This window comes from Pseudomonadota bacterium (assembly GCA_013285465.1).
GTDB lineage: Bacteria > Pseudomonadota > Alphaproteobacteria > Micavibrionales > CSBR16-224 > CSBR16-224.
The window spans coordinates 2,365,960-2,381,795 of the sequence record CP053449.1 but is presented as its reverse complement, the minus strand read 5'-3'; the positions used below and the strand labels follow the sequence as shown (position 1 = coordinate 2,381,795).

The window sequence follows — 15,836 nt, the reverse complement described above, 5'->3', positions numbered from 1 at the left end:
TTCATACCCGTTTTGCGAAAAAGCCGCCAAAAGCGGGAAGTTTGATCGCATTGTCATTGACGGTGACGGGCAGTCCGTGCCCGTCCAGCAATTGCCAGCTTTCATCCTTGTCGAGTGTTTTGACATCACTGCCCAGATTAAATCCGGCAATCACGGTTTCATCACCGGTTTGACGACGGAACACCAGCAAATTGTTTTTGGCGATGTCAAAATCAATTTCACCCGTGACCAGCGCCGTATGATTTTTACGCCATTCCAGAAACTGGCGGACAAAATTCAGCACGGAATCCGGGTCATTCTCCTGCGCTGAAACAGCGGCAAGACGGTGCTCTTCCGGGATAGGCAGCCATGTCTCCTCTGCCGTGGAGAAACCGGCGTTTTTCTCTGCGCTTGTCCAGGGAACCGGCGTACGGCAGCCGTCGCGGCCTTTGCTGTCGGGATACAGAAAAATACCGAAAGGATCCTGCAGTTTTTCAAAAGGGACATCGGCTTCGGTTAGTCCCAGCTCCTCGCCCTGATACAGGAAAATCGTGCCGCGCAGGCTGGTCAGAAGCGCCGTCAGCATTTTGACGCGTTGTTTTTGCAGCGCCGCATCATCCTGTTTGCCGCGGGAGGCAATACGCAAAACATCATGGTTGGAAAAAGCCCATGCCGGCCAGCCGCCTTCATAGCTGTTATAGCGGGTGAACAGCTCGTGAATTTCCTCCGCGCCGTCATGCCAGCCCAGCAGCTCCATATTATAAGCCGTATGCAGGCGGTTATCGCCTTTGGTATATTCGGTGCAGGTTTTCATACTGTTATCATCGCCGATTTCCGCCACCATCATTTTGCCGTCATACTGGTCGGTCAGGGCGCGCAGCCTTTCGATAAACAGCAGATTTTCCGGCTGTGACTTATCATAGAGATGCTGCTGCATATCATAAGGGAAGGGCTTGGTGTAAAGCCCGTTATAAACCTTACCCGGTTCAAACTCGGTTTGCGGCGGGTTGTCGCGCAGTTGTTCGTCATGCATGTAGAAATTCGCGACATCAAGGCGGAAGCCGTCCACACCTTTTTCCAGCCAGAATTTCGCAACATCCAAAAGCGCATCCTGCACTTCGGGATTGCGGACATTTAAATCGGGCTGGGAGGACAGGAAGGAATGCATGTAATACTGGCCGCGGCGGCCTTCATAATCCCATGCCACGCCGCCGAAAATGCTGAGCCAGTTATTCGGCGGGCTGCCGTCGGGCTTCGGATCGGCCCAGACATACCAGTCGGCTTTTGCGTTATGCGTATCACGGCGGCTTTCCTTGAACCATTCATGCTGGTCGGAGGTATGGCTTAAAACCAGATCAATAATCAGTTTCAGCCCGTGCTTGTGCATTTCGGCGAGCATTTCCTCGAAATCCTCCATCGTCCCGAAAAGCGGGTCGATGCTGAGGTAATCGGAGACGTCATAACCGAAATCCTTCATCGGCGATTGAAAGAAAGGTGACAGCCAGATGCCGTCAACGCCCAGTGCGGCGATATAGGGAACCTTTCCGGTAATCCCTTTCAGATCGCCGACGCCGTCACCGCGGGCATCACAAAAACTGCGGGGATAAATCTGGTACATGACTGCGCCGCGCCACCATTCACTCATAGATTGTCCTTTCTTCATATCGGCTTTGATACCGGAGAACCGGAAAGCAAAATGTTACGATTTTTTGAAACAGCGCGCAAACAGTTCCATTGTCGAGGAATCATGCGCCCCTACCGCATCTGCGGCGACCTCGCCCAGAATGCGGTCGGCCAGAACCTTACCCAGCTCGACCCCGAACTGGTCAAAGCTGTTGATTTCCCACACGATGCCCTGCACAAAGATTTTATGCTCATAAACCGCCATCAGCAGGCCAAGCGTATAGGGTGTCAGTTTTTCCAGCAGCATCGTATTGGTCGGGCGGTTGCCGGGGAAATAACGGGCGGGGTCATTCGGGCTTTCCTGTCCCAGCATCAGCGCCTCGGCCTGTGCCAGCATATTGGCCATCAGCATATCATGCTGTGCGGATATTTTATGGCCGGGTTTGAGGATGCCGATGAAATCCGCCGGAATCATATCCGTACCCTGATGCATCAGCTGAAAATAGGAATGCTGCGCATCGGTGCCGGGATAGCCGAAAACGATCGGCCCTGTGGCGGTTTCGGAGGTTTTGCCTGCTGCGGTGACATATTTGCCGTTACTCTCCATATCCACCTGCTGCAGCCAGAGCGGCAGTTTTTTCAGCCGTGAAAAATACGGTACGACACTGTAACAGGGCGCATCCCAGAAATTGCGGTACCAGATGCCGATCAGCGCCAGCGTCACAGGAATGTTTTCCGCGGGAGCGGCTTTCAGGAAATGCATATCCGCCATATAGGCGCCTTCCAGCAATGATTTGAAATGGTCAAAACCGATCATCAGGCAAGTGGCAAGGCCGATGGATGACCAGCTGCTGTACCGTCCGCCGACCCAGTCACGGAAAGGGAACATGTTATCAATATCAATGCCGAAAGCTTTGACGGCATCTTCATTGGTGGACATGGCGACAAAATGGTCGGCGACAGCCTCTTCCTTACCGTTGTAATGCGCGACCAGCCAGTCCCGCGCCGTGCGGGCATTGGCCATGGTTTCCTGCGTGGTAAAGCTTTTCGAAGCGACAAGGAACAGGGTTGTTTCAGGGTTCAGGGATTGCATCACATCGCTGATTTCCGTCGCATCGACATTGGTGACAAAATGGCAGCGCAGCTTTCCGGTATGAAAATCCTTCAGCGCGTCAATCACCATATCCGAACCAAGCACGGAGCCGCCGATACCGATATTGACGATATCGGTGATTCTTTTACCGGAAAAGCCTGTCCAGTCACCGGAATTCACGGAGTCTTCAAAAGCCTGCATCTGTTCCCAGACGGCGATAACTTCGGGCATCACATCCTCATCATCCAGCAGCACGGGGCGTTCGGCAACATTGCGCAAAGCCGTATGCAGAACGGCGCGGTTTTCGGTGGTATTGATACGGTCGCCTGCGAACATGGCGGCGCGTTTTTCTTCAAATCCCGACGCTTCCAGCAGTTCCAGCAGCAGGCTGCGCGTTTCTTCCGTGATACGGTTTTTGGAATAATCCAGCGTCAGGGAATCATAGGATATGGTGAATTTCTCCGCCCGTGCGGAATCCTGCGTAAACAGGTCACCCATACGGATATCCTGCATTTTTTTCTGATGTGCGGATAAATTCCGCCAGATTTCTTTTTTACTGTTCATCACACACTCCCGCAGATTTTTGTCGCTGTTACTCTTGAGAGCAGACTCTAGCGCAGCTTTCCTCCTGCTTCCAGCGGAAATATTTTACGGCCTGTTTTTTTCGCGGAAAGACTGTGAAAAAACATATATTTGTATTCGATTCGCTTTTTTGTTATTCTGGTTGCGGGAAAAATATCTTAAAGCCGCGTTCTGCGGTTTTAAAAATCGTATATCGAAGCAAAGTCTGTTTTAGACGATGACATATCTGTGCGGGACCGGGCGCGTTTCATGCGCCGTTAGGTCCGTCCTTGCATTCGGGCTGATGATAGCCTTGTTCTGCGCCTTTGCAACATCTGCAACGGCACAGGACCCTTTTTTGCCTGAAACACCGGCGGCGCAGCAGCAGAATGGCGGTTTTCTGGGTTTTAACACCGATGACAGTACGGAAGCCTACCGGGATCTTGACAGTATTACCGCTGTGGAGGAAAAACCCGGAAAGCTGCAATTTACCGAAAGGCCCGATGACCAGTTACTGATTGTGGCGCTGGTGGTGGATGACCAGCTGCTGAATGAAGGCTTTCTGGTTTATCTTGATGAAGACGATATTCTGATACCGCTGGGTGTTTTGTCGGAGATGCTCGGATTCCCGATTGAGGTCACGCCCGCAACGGGACGGGCGCAAGGCTGGTTCGTGCGGGAGGAAAACACATTTTCCTTGAAATACCCGTTCGGCAGCATCACGATCGGCGGGCAGGAAATTGTGCTGGAAGGGCAGGATAAGGTCGAGCTGCATGAAGATGATATTTACGTCAATAAAAGGCTGCTGGAAAAATGGTTCCCGATCAATCTGATTTTCAAATTCAACGAATTGGCGCTGTATCTTTCCACGGAGGAGGCACTGCCGTTTCAGGAGGAAGCCGCCCGCCGTGAAAAATGGGAACGCGCCAGAATGGTATCGGCACCGCCGACCCTGAAACTTGATGACAGCGTTATCCGCCTGCCGCACCGCAAATTCGCGCCGCCGAATATCAGCGTTAATCATAATATGAGCGCGGCAAAAACCGGCGGTGTGTCCACACATAATTCCAACCATTCCCTGCAGCTGCAAGGCGATTTTCTTTATATGGATATGCGCAGCGGTATCGGGCTGACGACCGCTTCCGACGGGGATAACCAGCTGCAGAATGCCGAATTCACGCTGTCAAAAACCGATCTGGACGGAAATCTTCTCGGCCCTTTGAAGGCTACGGAGATCGAAATCGGCGATACGACCGCCTATAATTTTCCTCTGGCCGGCGGCAGCCAGCGCGGGCGCGGCGTGACGCTGAGCAACCGTCCGGCAAATTTTGTCCGTGACCCTGACCGTTACCTGCTGGAAGGTTTTGGTGAAGTCGGCTGGGATATGGAGGTTTATCAGGATGAGCGGCTGGTGGATTTCTTTACCATCGGCAGTGACGGGCGTTACAGTTTTCAAGCCTTGCCGCTTAGGCAGGGTTTTAACCTGTTCCGTCTGGTTTTCTACGGCCCGAACGGCCAGAAACGCGAGAAATTCGAACGCGTTTATCTGGGGGCGAATATGGTGGAACCCGGAAAGCTCGTTTACGAGGTGTCCGCGCTGGAATCATCCAGCCCGCTGTTTGACCCCAGCAAAAATCCGCAGCCGGATACCGATCCGACTTTTTCGGTGATCGGCGAATACGGTATCCGCAAAAACCTGTCCGCCAATCTCGGCTTTTTCACCGGTCCTTTCGCTGCCGATGATATGCAGGGGGTCGGTGGCGGTATTCGTATGTCGGGGGCAAGTATGTTTGCGCAGGGGAATTTCTTTCAAAGTCTGGATGGCGGGCATTCGGCCAGCGTTACTCTGACAGGGAATCTCAGCAAGCAGATTATCTGGAATGCCGGTCATACCGAACATCGCGGCTATGCAATGAATCAGCGTGAAATTCTGCGGGAGAGTTTTCTGGGTTTCTCGCATAATTTTTCCCTGCCCGCATTATCCAGCGGCAGTTACGGCTTTGATGTCCGCCGCCAGCTGCGTGAAAACGGCACAACGGAAACCGTGTTGACCAACCGCCTTTCTGCGGGGTTCCTCGGTTTCAGCCTGACCAATGAAATCGAATATAATATTGTCAGCAGCAATGCGCAGGATAATGTGCTGGGGACATTGACCATCCGCCGCCGCCTGCCGATCGGGAATTTCCGCGGCAGGCTGAATTACAATTTAAGCGATGCGCAAACGCTGGACAGTATCGAAATCCAGTTTCAAAACCAGCTGAGCGATAAAATGTTCCTGAACACGATCCTGAACAGTACTTTCGGTGATACGCCGCTGAATACGCTCAGCTCTACACTGGATATGACTTTCAAGAAATACCGTCTGGGTGTGACGGCCTCGCTGAATGATGACGGTGATGTCCGCACGGGGGTGAATGTTGCCTATAATCTTGTACCGCAAAGCCTGAAAGGCGATTACAAAATGTCCGGTGATGCCGCCGATCTGTCCAGCGGTAATCTGATGATTCAGCCCTTCCTTGACAGTAACGGCAACGGCGTGCGCGATGAGGGTGAAGAGCTGATCCCCGGCGTGGCCTTCCGCAATGCCCAGCGCGGCATCGAAATGGCGGCGGGACCGGACGGTATGCTGTCGATGAAAGGTATTTCCCCCAATGCGATCAACCGTATTTTGCTGAAAGAGGCCAGCCTGCCCGATATTTATATGCGCGCACCGAAAAACGAGCTGCGTGTGCTGGGTAAACAAGGCATCAGCGGCCCGATTGACTTCCCGCTTGTGAAAACCGGAGAAATCAGCGGGACGGTCACAGCCTATAACCATATCGATCAGGAGGAAACAGCTGTTGAAAATCTGCTGATTGTCCTGAAAAACAAGCAGGGTGAAGAAGTTGCCCGCGTCTATACGGAGTATGACGGATTTTACGTCTTCCCGTCCCTTCCCATCGGAGAATACGAGATGTTTTTCCCAAAAAACACAACCCGCGACAAATGGTATGTCGGGGAAGGGACGGGGCCTGTTTTCAAACTTACGTCAGAAGAGCCCGACTGGTTTGACGGTGATGTGTTTATTGCACCGCATCGTATTGATTTTTATCAAAGCTTTCCCGAAAGCGAGCGAATCATGGAGCGCAGCAGCGCTGCGGAACGCCCCGCGGGTGAAAAACTCGGCTTTATCGGGCTGAATACGGAGGAACGCATGCCCTGACACAGGTGAAAAATACGGCGGTTATTTGTTATGAAACCCTTTATAAACCGCGGAAAACCGCCAATAGATAAAAAACGCGGTAAAATTGCCTGAAATTTAGATAAAATTTTTCATATTTTTTAGGCTGTGTTAATAAAAATTAACTCTTTTTAAAGGGATTCCATGCTTGAATGAAGATAGGGTATTGGCATACAATAGTAGGGCAGTACCCGAAAAGGCAAGACGGTAAAGCCGCTTTTGTCAGGATGGGTGCGAAGAATACGACACCAAATAGCACATCTAAGCCCCTTCCGGCAAAACAGTCTTTAAATATAGTGTCTTTTACGTCTTACCAAATCCATATAACGGAAAGGAGACCCGTGGAAATGTTTATCAAGAAACACAGCAAGAAGCTGATGATGCTCGCTGCGACAGGAATCGTGGCATTCCCTCTCGCGGTAAATGCCGCCTCGACAACGATTGATGCGACGGCAAAGTTTTTACAAACGATTACCTTGGCAAATGCGACACCAATTGCTTTCGGTACCATTGAATATTCTGCAGCACCGGGCGGTGCTGATACGGTTAGTATGGGAACCGATGGTAGTATCGCGGTGGCAGGTGTGTTTTCCAGCTCCGCAGGTTCTGGAACGGCGGGTAGTGTTGATATCGCAACGGGTACGTCCGGCGAAACCGTTCATGTCACATGCGATTTAACGGCAATTATGAGTAACGGTGCCGGTGCTTCGATTGAAGTCGATTCACTGGAAGTTACGGATACCGATAATGCGGGTGCATTTGGTACGGCTACGGCTTGTGATGGGCTTGCCAGCGTAACGCCTCATATTTACGTATTGGGATCGGGAACGGATCAGCTCAAATTCGGTGGACGGATTGATGGTGGTGCGGCGGTCGCTTTTACAGATGGTGATTACTCAACGGCAACGGGCGGTACACCGTTTAATGTTCAGGTCGTTTATCCTTGATCAGAATTAAAAGAGGGCAAAGGCATGGTTTTATGCCTTCCTTGTCCTTCCTTTAACCGACTGAGAGGGTGGTAAGTAATATGCGACGCGCCTTAACAGGAATTAAACCGAAAATCGCGGCTCTCGCGTTGGCAACGGGTATTCTCCTTTCCCTGCTGCCGCCGCATGTGACGGATGCTGCCGATTTCAAAGGGCATCAACCGCAAAAAATTACTGTATCCCGCGATACTGTGCAGATTGATGTGCGGGCAAAGTTCCGCGGTGCTGTTTTCATTACAGTTGAACATGAAAAGTTCCAAATGCCGCTGACGCAGGATGAAGGCACCGATAACGGAGTCTTTTTCCGGCAGGCGGCGGTTTCTTTACACGGTGCCGACGGTGAAACGGCGTTTTTGTTCTGTGATGTTGTTCCGGAACAGGCGCTCTTCCCCGGTCGCCGCAACGCCGCCTCGGCATCTCTGGCCTGCGACGGTAGCGGGCCAAGCAAGCCGCAGGCATTCGGCTCCGGTAACAGTGCCAATACCGGCGTTGCGATGACAAAAGATATGTTCCCGAAAAACGGCGAACACCGTTATATCTCTCTGGAAGTCGCCTATATTTAATTTTTTCCGCTTTACTGTTATTTCCGTGCAAACCGCCATTGCCGAATGGATTCCCGCTTTCGCGGGAATGACTGCGTGGCTTGCGACCATATTCTCCGTCACTCCCGCGAAAGCGGGAGTCCATAGGGCGTATGAAAACGGCAAGGGCTGATGGATTCCCGTTTGCACGGGAATGACGGCTTTTTGTTTGTCACCGTCATCTACTTCCGTTACGCTTGCGCAGAAGCGGCGGGGCGTTTTTTCTCGACAAAACCGTGATTCCTTGCGATATTAGCGCCAAAATAATCATAAAATATGAAGGAGAACGCCCATGTCGGAACTTGATGCTATTTGCAAAGGCCTCGCCGGGGTTTATGCCGATTACAGCGCCGTTTCAACCGTTGTGATGGATACCAATACGCTGACCTATCGCGGCTATGCCGTGCAGGAACTTGCCAAATATTGCCGTTTTGAAGAAGTCGCCTATCTGTTGTGGTATGGCGAACTTCCCGATGCGGGGAAACTGGCCGCAATGGAAAAAGAAGAGCGCGCTTTGCGCCCTGTCAGCGAGGCTTGCCTTGACGTGCTGCGCCTGATGGATAAAGACGCGCATCCGATGGATACGCTGCGTACTGCCATCAGCTTTCTTGGTGCAAATGACCCGACATGGGTGGATAACAGCCGCGCCGCCAATTTGCAGAAATCGCTGAGAATGCTGGCGCAGCTGCCGACACTGGTTGCCGCCGATTTCCGCATCAGGAACGGTAAAGAGCCGGTTGCGCCGCGCGATGATTTGTCGCTGGCGGAGAATTTCTTCCATATGTGTTTTGAAAAAGTGCCGGAGCCGGAAATCGTCAAAGCCTTTGATATGTCCCTGACTTTCTATGCGGAACACAGCTTTAACGCTTCCACCTTTACCGCACGGACGGTGATTTCCTCATTGTCGGATATCTATTCTGCGGTGACGGCGGCGATCGGTTCCCTGAAAGGCCCGCTGCATGGCGGTGCGAATGAGGCCGTGATGCATATGCTGCTGGAAATCGATGACCCCGCCAAGGCGCAGGGCTGGATTGATGATGCGCTGGAAAACAAGAAAGTCGTTATGGGTTTTGGTCACCGCGTTTACCGCAACGGTGACAGCCGCGTACCTTATATGACGGAGGTTTATCACGATGTTGCCAAAATCAAGGGCGGCGAGAAATGGGTACAGATTTCCGATATTCTCGAAAAAACCTTTGTTGACCGCAAAGGCATTTATCCCAATCTCGATTTTCCCGTCGGTCCGACCTATTACATGATGGGTTTTGATATTCCGATCTTTACGCCGATTTTCGTGATGAGCCGTATTACGGGCTGGACAGCGCATATTATGGAGCAGCTGGACGATAACAAGCTGATGCGTCCTTTAAGCCTTTACAGTGGCTTGCCGCAGCGCGATCTGCCGGAAGAACGCAAAAAAGCCGCATAAAACGGTGATATTATAAAAAAACAAGCCCCGTTATTTGCGGGGCTTGTTTCTTTTTGTCTTGTTGAAAAACGACGGCTTTTAAGAACCGTTGCCGAATTTCTTGTTACGCAGATGTTTCGTTTTCATGTCATGCGCCATGCGTTCCGCCATCGAGCGTCCCGGTTCGCTTTTCGGGATATCCGTACGGGTATTAACGGCTTTTTTCACAGCGGCGAGTTTCTGCGCATCCAGTTCGGGCCAGATTCTCTCGACCGTGTTGACGAAATCCTTCGCAACGCGGTAAACGACGGAAGATTGCGTCTTCATCGCGATATCACCGATTTTACGCACGGTGTTGTCTTTATTGTCCAGACGGTCGGTGCAATGTTTGAAAAAGTTTTTCTGGATACCGTCAAACAGACCTTCTTCCTTGTCATTGGCCGGTTGTTCGACCGGAATGATCTCGGGATTTTTCGATTTTTTCCACAAATCTTTCAAGGTGTTGACAACACCTTTGCCGACGCTTTCAATAAAGGCGTCTTTTAACGGCGAGGTACCGAAAGCTTTGGAAATATTCGGGCTTTCATCCAGACCGAAACCGCATTCATCAGCGATTTTCACCGCCAGATCAATCGCCTCTTTCGGGGTCAGGTCTTTGATTTTACCCTGTTTGTTCAGATCAATGACTTTCTCCATCGCTTCCGCCGTCCAATGCACGGGGTCGGGAACCATCACGGCGGCAGAGGAACGGAAAGCCGCCCAATATTCACCGAACTGGCTGTCTTCACCGTAACGCTGGTAATGGCGGATCAGCGCATAGCTGTCTGCGATACATTCCCAATATTGCGGCACGTCATGGGTCAGCGCTTTATCCTGTTTGATCATATGCGCGGTGGCGGCGTGACCCAGCTCGTGATCGAGCACGAAGCTTTGCAGGATATTCGGGTCATCCAGCTCGGGCGGCAGGTGATAGGTGCCTTTGACCTTTTCCTGCAGTTTTTCTTCGAAATCCTTATCGAACTGGGCGATCAGATTGGCTGTTCCGGGGGACAAGCCGCGCCAGACCAGCGTATCGAAATGCAAATCTTCATTGCCGCCGAAAACAAGGCGTTTTGTGCCGCCGATCGTATCGGCATTCGGGTCAACACCCAGCATCATGGCAACGGGCGCGCCCATTTTCAGCACCTGACGCAGCATATTTTCGCGCATGGCGGGCAGCATCGGGTTTTGGCCGGGCATTTTTGCCTCTTCCTGAAAATCGGGGCGGACATCGGCGATGATGTCGTCAATGCCGTCATAATCGCGGGGGTCGAGAATTTTGACCGTATTTTTCAGTTCGGGAAATTCCTGAAAGAATTCCTCTTTGATCTGGGCAACCGTATAGGTTTTGCGTTCCCGCTTATCAGCCATTTGCTCTCTCCTTCTATCGTAAAATTACTTGTAAAGCGGTTTTACTGTAAGGATAGATTGCCACTATGTCAATATATTGCGGAATCAGGCAGCGGTGTTTAAAACGCTTTGTTTTTCTTCCGGATGGCTTTGTCCCGCCGTGTGATGCTTGCGGCACAGGGCGATATAAACATCATTGCCGCCGATGCTGATTTGCTCGCCTTCCTTCAAGACCGTACCGTTTTCATCCATACGGGCGGTATGGGTGGCTTTGCTTCCGCACCAGCAGATGGTCTTGATCTCTTCAATATTATCCGCCATACGCATCAGCGCTTCCGAGCCGGGGAAGAATTTTCCCAGAAAATCGGTGCGCAGCCCGTAGGCCATGACGGGAATGCCGATTTCATCAACGATTTTTGCACATTGCGCGACCTGTTCTTCGTTCAGGAATTGCGCTTCATCCACCAGTACGGCGTGGATTTTCTCGCCTGCGGTGATTTTATCATCGACCATCGCAAACAGGTCGGTATCGCTTGCAAACAGCTCCGCAGGCAGCTCCAGACCAATGCGGGCGGTGATTTTGCCGATACCGTAACGGTCATCAATGGCGGCAGTGACGGCCAGCGGTGTCATGCCGCGTTCGCGGTAATTGTAATGCGCTTGCAGCAATTGCGTGGATTTGCCTGAATTCATCGCGGAATATTTGAAATAGAGAGAAGCCATGACCTGCCTTTGGTTTTGTGTTGCATGTGACGATTTGAAGCAGATTTATTCAATCATATTTGCGCACAGCTGTAAACGCCGCGGCAGGGGGTAAAAAAGCGGTTTTTAGCACGGTAAAATCAGGGAGAGGGTTTGTGTCTTTTGATATAGCTGCGCAGATTCTCGTGCTTCTGTGCCTTCTCGCGCAGGGTTCTGGCGGCAACTTCGGCAAAGACGGCGGCATATTTGCCGGTTTTTTCGGGATATGCCGCTTCCGGGTCAGCTCCGGCGGTCAGTAATTTGGCAATCATGCGGTGGTTGTTCTGCTCCGCCGCCCATGTCAGGGCGGTGCCGCCGCTGTCATCCGTGATGTCGAGCCCCGCACCTGCGGCAATCAGCGCATCAACCAGCGGCGCGTCATCGCGCTGTACCGCCCACATCAGCGCCGTGCAGCCGCTGAAAGTTTTGACGTCAAGATCAGCGCCGCATGCAATCAGGATTTTTGCACAATCCGTATGGCGGGTGGTGGTGGCGAAAATCAGTGCGGTTTCGCCATATTCATTCTGGGCATCCAGTTCCGCATTCTGCTCAATCAGATATTGCAGGGCTTTGGCATTGCCCTCGCGTGCCGCCCAGATCAGCGGCGTGTAAAAGGAAATATCGCGGAATTCAAGATCGGCGCCGTTCTGCAACGCCGTGTGAATGGCGGCGGGGTCGTTGTTTTTAACGGCACTTAAAAGCGCCATATTTAAGGTGTTTACCATTGACGGGTCCGGTCTTTTCTTCGTGTCAGGGAAGACCGAGACTACACAAATATTATGGTTATGTCAATATTAAGCTGCTTTGTCCAGCGCGGCGATGGCGGGCAGGATTTTGCCCTCGATCCATTCCAGAAACGCGCCGCCTGCGGTGGAGACATAGCTGAATTTGTCCTTCACCTCTGCCGCCGCCAGTGCCGCAACGGTATCACCACCGCCTGCAATACTGGTTAATGTGCCGTCTTCGGTGCGTTCGGCAACATATTGCGCGACTTTGACCGTGCCTTTGTCAAAGGGAGGAATCTCGAAGGCTCCCATCGGGCCGTTCCACAGCACGGTTTTGCAGTCTTCGAGGACGGAAATAATATGGGTGATTGATTTTTCGCCGATATCCAGTGCCATTTTATCGGCGGGGATGGCATCAACCGTGACCGTCTCTGACGGTGCGTTTTCGGCAAATTCCGCGGCAACCACGACATCTTCGGGCAGCACGATATTGCAGCCTGCGGCATGTGCCGCCGTCATGATCTTGCGGGCGGTGTCCAGCATATCTGGTTCATGCAGGGATTTGCCGACGGCAAAACCTTTGGCGGCCAGAAAAGTATTGGCCATGCCGCCGCCCAGCACGAGCACATCGGTTTTATGGATCAGATGGTTTAAGACATCGAGCTTGGTGGAAACTTTCGCACCGCCGACAACGGCGGCAACGGGGCGTTCTGGTTCTTCCAGCGCGGCATTCAATGCGGCGATTTCCTCCGCCATCAGATGTCCGGCATAGGCAGGCATCAGTTCCGCCAAAGCATGGGTGGAGGCATGGGCGCGGTGCGCGGTGGAAAAGGCGTCATTGACGAAAATATCGCCATGCGCGGCCAGTCGCTCGGCAAAGGCGCGGTCATTTTCTTCTTCCTCGGCGTAAAAACGCAGATTTTCCATCAGCACGACTTTTTGTCCGGCGGGCGGATCCATGCAGTCAGCGGTAAAGCCGACATCTTCGCCCAAAAGATCGGAGAGGCGGGAGACCAGCGGTTTCAGCGAATATTCCGGCGCGGGTTTGCCGTCAGGGCGACCAAGATGAGACAGAATGACAACACGTGCGCCTTTTTCCAGCAGGGTTTTGATCGTCGGCACCGTTGCGCGGATGCGGGTATCGTCACCGATAATGCCGTTTTTCAGCGGGACATTGAAATCAGCGCGTAAAACTGCGGTTTTGCCGCCCAGATCACCAAGATCTTCAAGTGTTTTGATGGTCATTTTTCTGCATCCTCTTCCTTATTGTTGGGCGCGTGCGGCGCGGCGCAAACGGTCATTGACGGCAATGCCCAGCCCCGTTGCGGGAATATCCATGACGGCAATACCTTTATACCCTTTTTGATCGATTTCGTGAAGCATGGCAAACAGATTTGCCGCCGCTTCGGTTAAATCACCTGTTTTGCTGAGATTGAAAATATCCTGCTCAGGCACATGTCCTGTGTCGCGCAGGCTCATAAACCGTGTCGATCCGAAGGCGAGCAGGGCTTCGCCTTCTGTAATATCAACGGCTTTCAGCCGCAGCGGCGTATCCGGCGCGTAATGGCGGAGAAGCTGTCCGGGGGAATGCGGCGCAGCGGTGTTTTCATCGGCGACATATTCGTAAGCTGTCTGAACCTCTTCCCCCAGAACAGCGGTAATGCTTTCGGGCAGGATAAAGCCTGCGCGCAGCACGGTGGGGGTCTCCGTCGTCATATCAACGACGGTTGATTCCAGCCCGATGGCGCATTTTCCGCCTGCCAGAATCATCGGCACGGCATCACCGAGGCTTTTTTCAACATGCAGCGGGCTTGTCGGGCTTAGCGTGCCGGAGCGGTTGGCGCTGGGCGCGGCAATAGGCCGCCCGAGCGCGGCGATTAATTGCTGCGCGACAGGATGGGCGGGGGCGCGCAGGGCAACGGAGTCCAGCCCCGCGCTGACGGCTTGCGCCAGTTTTGTGTCTTTTTTGCGTTTTAAAATAATGCTGAGCGGCCCCGGCCAGAAACTTGCCGCCAGCAATTTTGCGCGGGCATTGGTTTCGGCATAGTCTTCCGCCATTTTCCAATCCGTGACATGGACAATCAGCGGATTGACGGCGGGGCGGTTTTTGGCGGCGAAAATCCCCAAAACAGCCTCTTCCGATGTCGCATCTGCGCCAAGGCCGTAAACCGTCTCGGTCGGGAAAGCAACGACAGCACCATCCTTCAGGAGGGTGGCGGCCTTTTCAATCGCGTCTTTTGTGGCGGGGAAGATTTTGCTCATAACTTATTTCAAGGGTAAAGCAGCGTTGATTGCCATGTTGTGGCGGTGACATCGCTGCGGGTGAAGATGCGGCGCTGATGGGCGCGGTATTTGCCTTCCTCCCAGAATTCGATTTCCAGCGGTGCGATGCGGTAGCCCGACCAATGCGGCGGGCGCGGCACGTTGTTGTCTTCCTTGGGATATTGCTTTTTCAGTGCGGCGATTTTATCCAGATAATCCTGCCGCTGCGCCAGCGGGGCGGATTGATCCGATGCGGCGGAGGCAATGCGGCTGCCATAGGGGCGGGAGGCGAAATAATCATCCGCTTCCGCCTCTGTGACCGGAATGATGGGCCCGTGGGCGCGGAACTGGCGGCCGGGATTTTTCCAGTGAAAACAAAGTGCGGCCTGCGGATTTTCAGCCAGTTCGCGGCCTTTCTGGCTGAGCGTATTGGTGTAAAAAACAAAACCGTCTGCGTCAAAATCCTTCAATAGCACCATGCGTACGGAGGGCAGGCCGTTTTCTCCGGCAGTGGCCAATGCAAAAGCGGTGGCGTCGAAAAAACCGTCTTTTTCCTTCGCTTCCTCCAGCCATAAACCAAAGACGGCAAAAGGGTCGAGCTCTGCGCCTTTTGCCTCAAAAATTTCATTATGCGTCTGCTGTGACATTTTTCAAATTCCCTTGCGAAACCGCGATCAGTTTAATACTATATGCTCAGTGTTGTCTTGAAAAAAGGGGTAATGAAGGAATGAAAAAATCTTTAATGACAGTCGCTCTTGTCGCTGCGCTGGCTTTGCCGGCGGCAGGTTGTACGCAAAACGGCCAATGGGGCATGGGAACGAAACAAACGGTCGGTGCCGCCAGCGGTGCGGTGATCGGCGGTATCCTCGGATCAAATGTCGGCGGCGGTAAAGGCCAGCTTTGGGCAACAGGTGCGGGGACGCTTCTGGGTGCCTTCCTTGGCAGTGAAGTCGGAAAATCTCTGGACCGTGCCGATATGCAATATGCCAGCCGCGCAACGGAACAGGCTTACACCGCGCCGATGGGTGAAACCATTACATGGGAAAATCCGGAAAGCGGTAACCGCGGGTCGATCACGCCGGTGAAAGAAGGCTATACCAATGCCGGTGATTACTGCCGTAAATACCAGCAGACCATCGTTGTGGACGGTCAGGCTGAAACGGCCTATGGCACAGCCTGCAAACAGGCTGACGGCACATGGGTTCTGGTCAATTAAGACCGTGTAATCCGGAAAAATTAAGAAAGCGGACGGCAGCAATGTCGTCCGT

General features: G+C 52.7%; 13 protein-coding genes. 5 read left to right on the top strand and 8 right to left on the bottom strand.

Annotation, left to right across the window (positions count from 1 at the left end):
- Nucleotide 1: 1 nt before the first annotated feature.
- Nucleotides 2–1,624 carry an alpha-glucosidase gene (locus HND56_11425; GenBank protein QKK06260.1) on the bottom strand — a complete coding sequence of 541 codons (1,623 nt, stop codon included), beginning with the start codon at nt 1,622–1,624 and terminating at the stop codon, nt 2–4.
- Nucleotides 1,625–1,678: 54 nt separating this feature from the next.
- Nucleotides 1,679–3,259, bottom strand: a complete 1,581-nt coding sequence (pgi, locus tag HND56_11420) for a glucose-6-phosphate isomerase (protein QKK06259.1) — start codon at nt 3,257–3,259, stop codon at nt 1,679–1,681.
- 355 nt (nt 3,260–3,614) lie between these two features.
- Here pgi and HND56_11415 point away from each other — a divergent pair, with 355 nt between their 5' ends.
- The 4 genes from HND56_11415 (at nt 3,615) to HND56_11400 (ending at nt 9,472) form a co-directional block, all read left to right on the top strand.
- The gene (locus tag HND56_11415) at nt 3,615–6,458 is read left to right on the top strand and encodes a carboxypeptidase regulatory-like domain-containing protein (protein ID QKK06258.1); all 2,844 of its coding nucleotides are present in this window, start codon (nt 3,615–3,617) and stop codon (nt 6,456–6,458) included.
- A 359-nt stretch (nt 6,459–6,817) separates the two neighbouring features.
- Nucleotides 6,818–7,423 (top strand): DUF4402 domain-containing protein, encoded by a 606-nt coding sequence (locus HND56_11410; GenBank protein QKK06257.1) that lies wholly within the window; start codon nt 6,818–6,820, stop codon nt 7,421–7,423.
- A gap of 80 nt (nt 7,424–7,503) precedes the next feature.
- The gene (locus HND56_11405; protein QKK06256.1) at nt 7,504–8,025 is read left to right on the top strand and encodes a hypothetical protein; all 522 of its coding nucleotides are present in this window, start codon (nt 7,504–7,506) and stop codon (nt 8,023–8,025) included.
- Between the two features lie 310 nt (nt 8,026–8,335).
- Nucleotides 8,336–9,472: a bifunctional 2-methylcitrate synthase/citrate synthase gene (locus tag HND56_11400; protein QKK06255.1), complete on the top strand. Its 1,137-nt coding sequence runs from the start codon at nt 8,336–8,338 to the stop codon at nt 9,470–9,472.
- 78 nt (nt 9,473–9,550) lie between these two features.
- Here the strand turns inward: HND56_11400 and HND56_11395 are convergent, their stop codons facing one another.
- The 6 genes from HND56_11395 to pdxH all read right to left on the bottom strand — a co-directional run bounded on the left by HND56_11395 (nt 9,551) and on the right by pdxH (nt 15,215).
- The gene (locus HND56_11395) at nt 9,551–10,861 is read right to left on the bottom strand and encodes a hypothetical protein (protein QKK06254.1); all 1,311 of its coding nucleotides are present in this window, start codon (nt 10,859–10,861) and stop codon (nt 9,551–9,553) included.
- Between the two features lie 84 nt (nt 10,862–10,945).
- Nucleotides 10,946–11,563 (bottom strand): thymidine kinase, encoded by a 618-nt coding sequence (locus HND56_11390; GenBank protein ID QKK06253.1) that lies wholly within the window; start codon nt 11,561–11,563, stop codon nt 10,946–10,948.
- Between the two features lie 119 nt (nt 11,564–11,682).
- Nucleotides 11,683–12,306 (bottom strand): ankyrin repeat domain-containing protein, encoded by a 624-nt coding sequence (locus tag HND56_11385; protein QKK06252.1) that lies wholly within the window; start codon nt 12,304–12,306, stop codon nt 11,683–11,685.
- A 69-nt stretch (nt 12,307–12,375) separates the two neighbouring features.
- Nucleotides 12,376–13,551, bottom strand: coding sequence for a phosphoglycerate kinase (locus HND56_11380; protein ID QKK06251.1), 1,176 nt, complete (start codon nt 13,549–13,551; stop codon nt 12,376–12,378).
- A gap of 18 nt (nt 13,552–13,569) precedes the next feature.
- Complete coding sequence (locus tag HND56_11375; protein ID QKK06250.1) at nt 13,570–14,568, bottom strand: threonylcarbamoyl-AMP synthase; 999 nt, start codon at nt 14,566–14,568, stop codon at nt 13,570–13,572.
- A gap of 8 nt (nt 14,569–14,576) precedes the next feature.
- A complete protein-coding gene (pdxH, locus tag HND56_11370; GenBank protein QKK06249.1) occupies nt 14,577–15,215 on the bottom strand; it encodes a pyridoxamine 5'-phosphate oxidase in 639 nt (212 codons plus the stop codon).
- An 80-nt stretch (nt 15,216–15,295) separates the two neighbouring features.
- On the opposite strand from pdxH, the gene HND56_11365 reads away from it, so the two are divergent.
- The gene (locus HND56_11365; protein QKK06248.1) at nt 15,296–15,784 is read left to right on the top strand and encodes a glycine zipper 2TM domain-containing protein; all 489 of its coding nucleotides are present in this window, start codon (nt 15,296–15,298) and stop codon (nt 15,782–15,784) included.
- Nucleotides 15,785–15,836 lie beyond the last annotated feature (52 nt).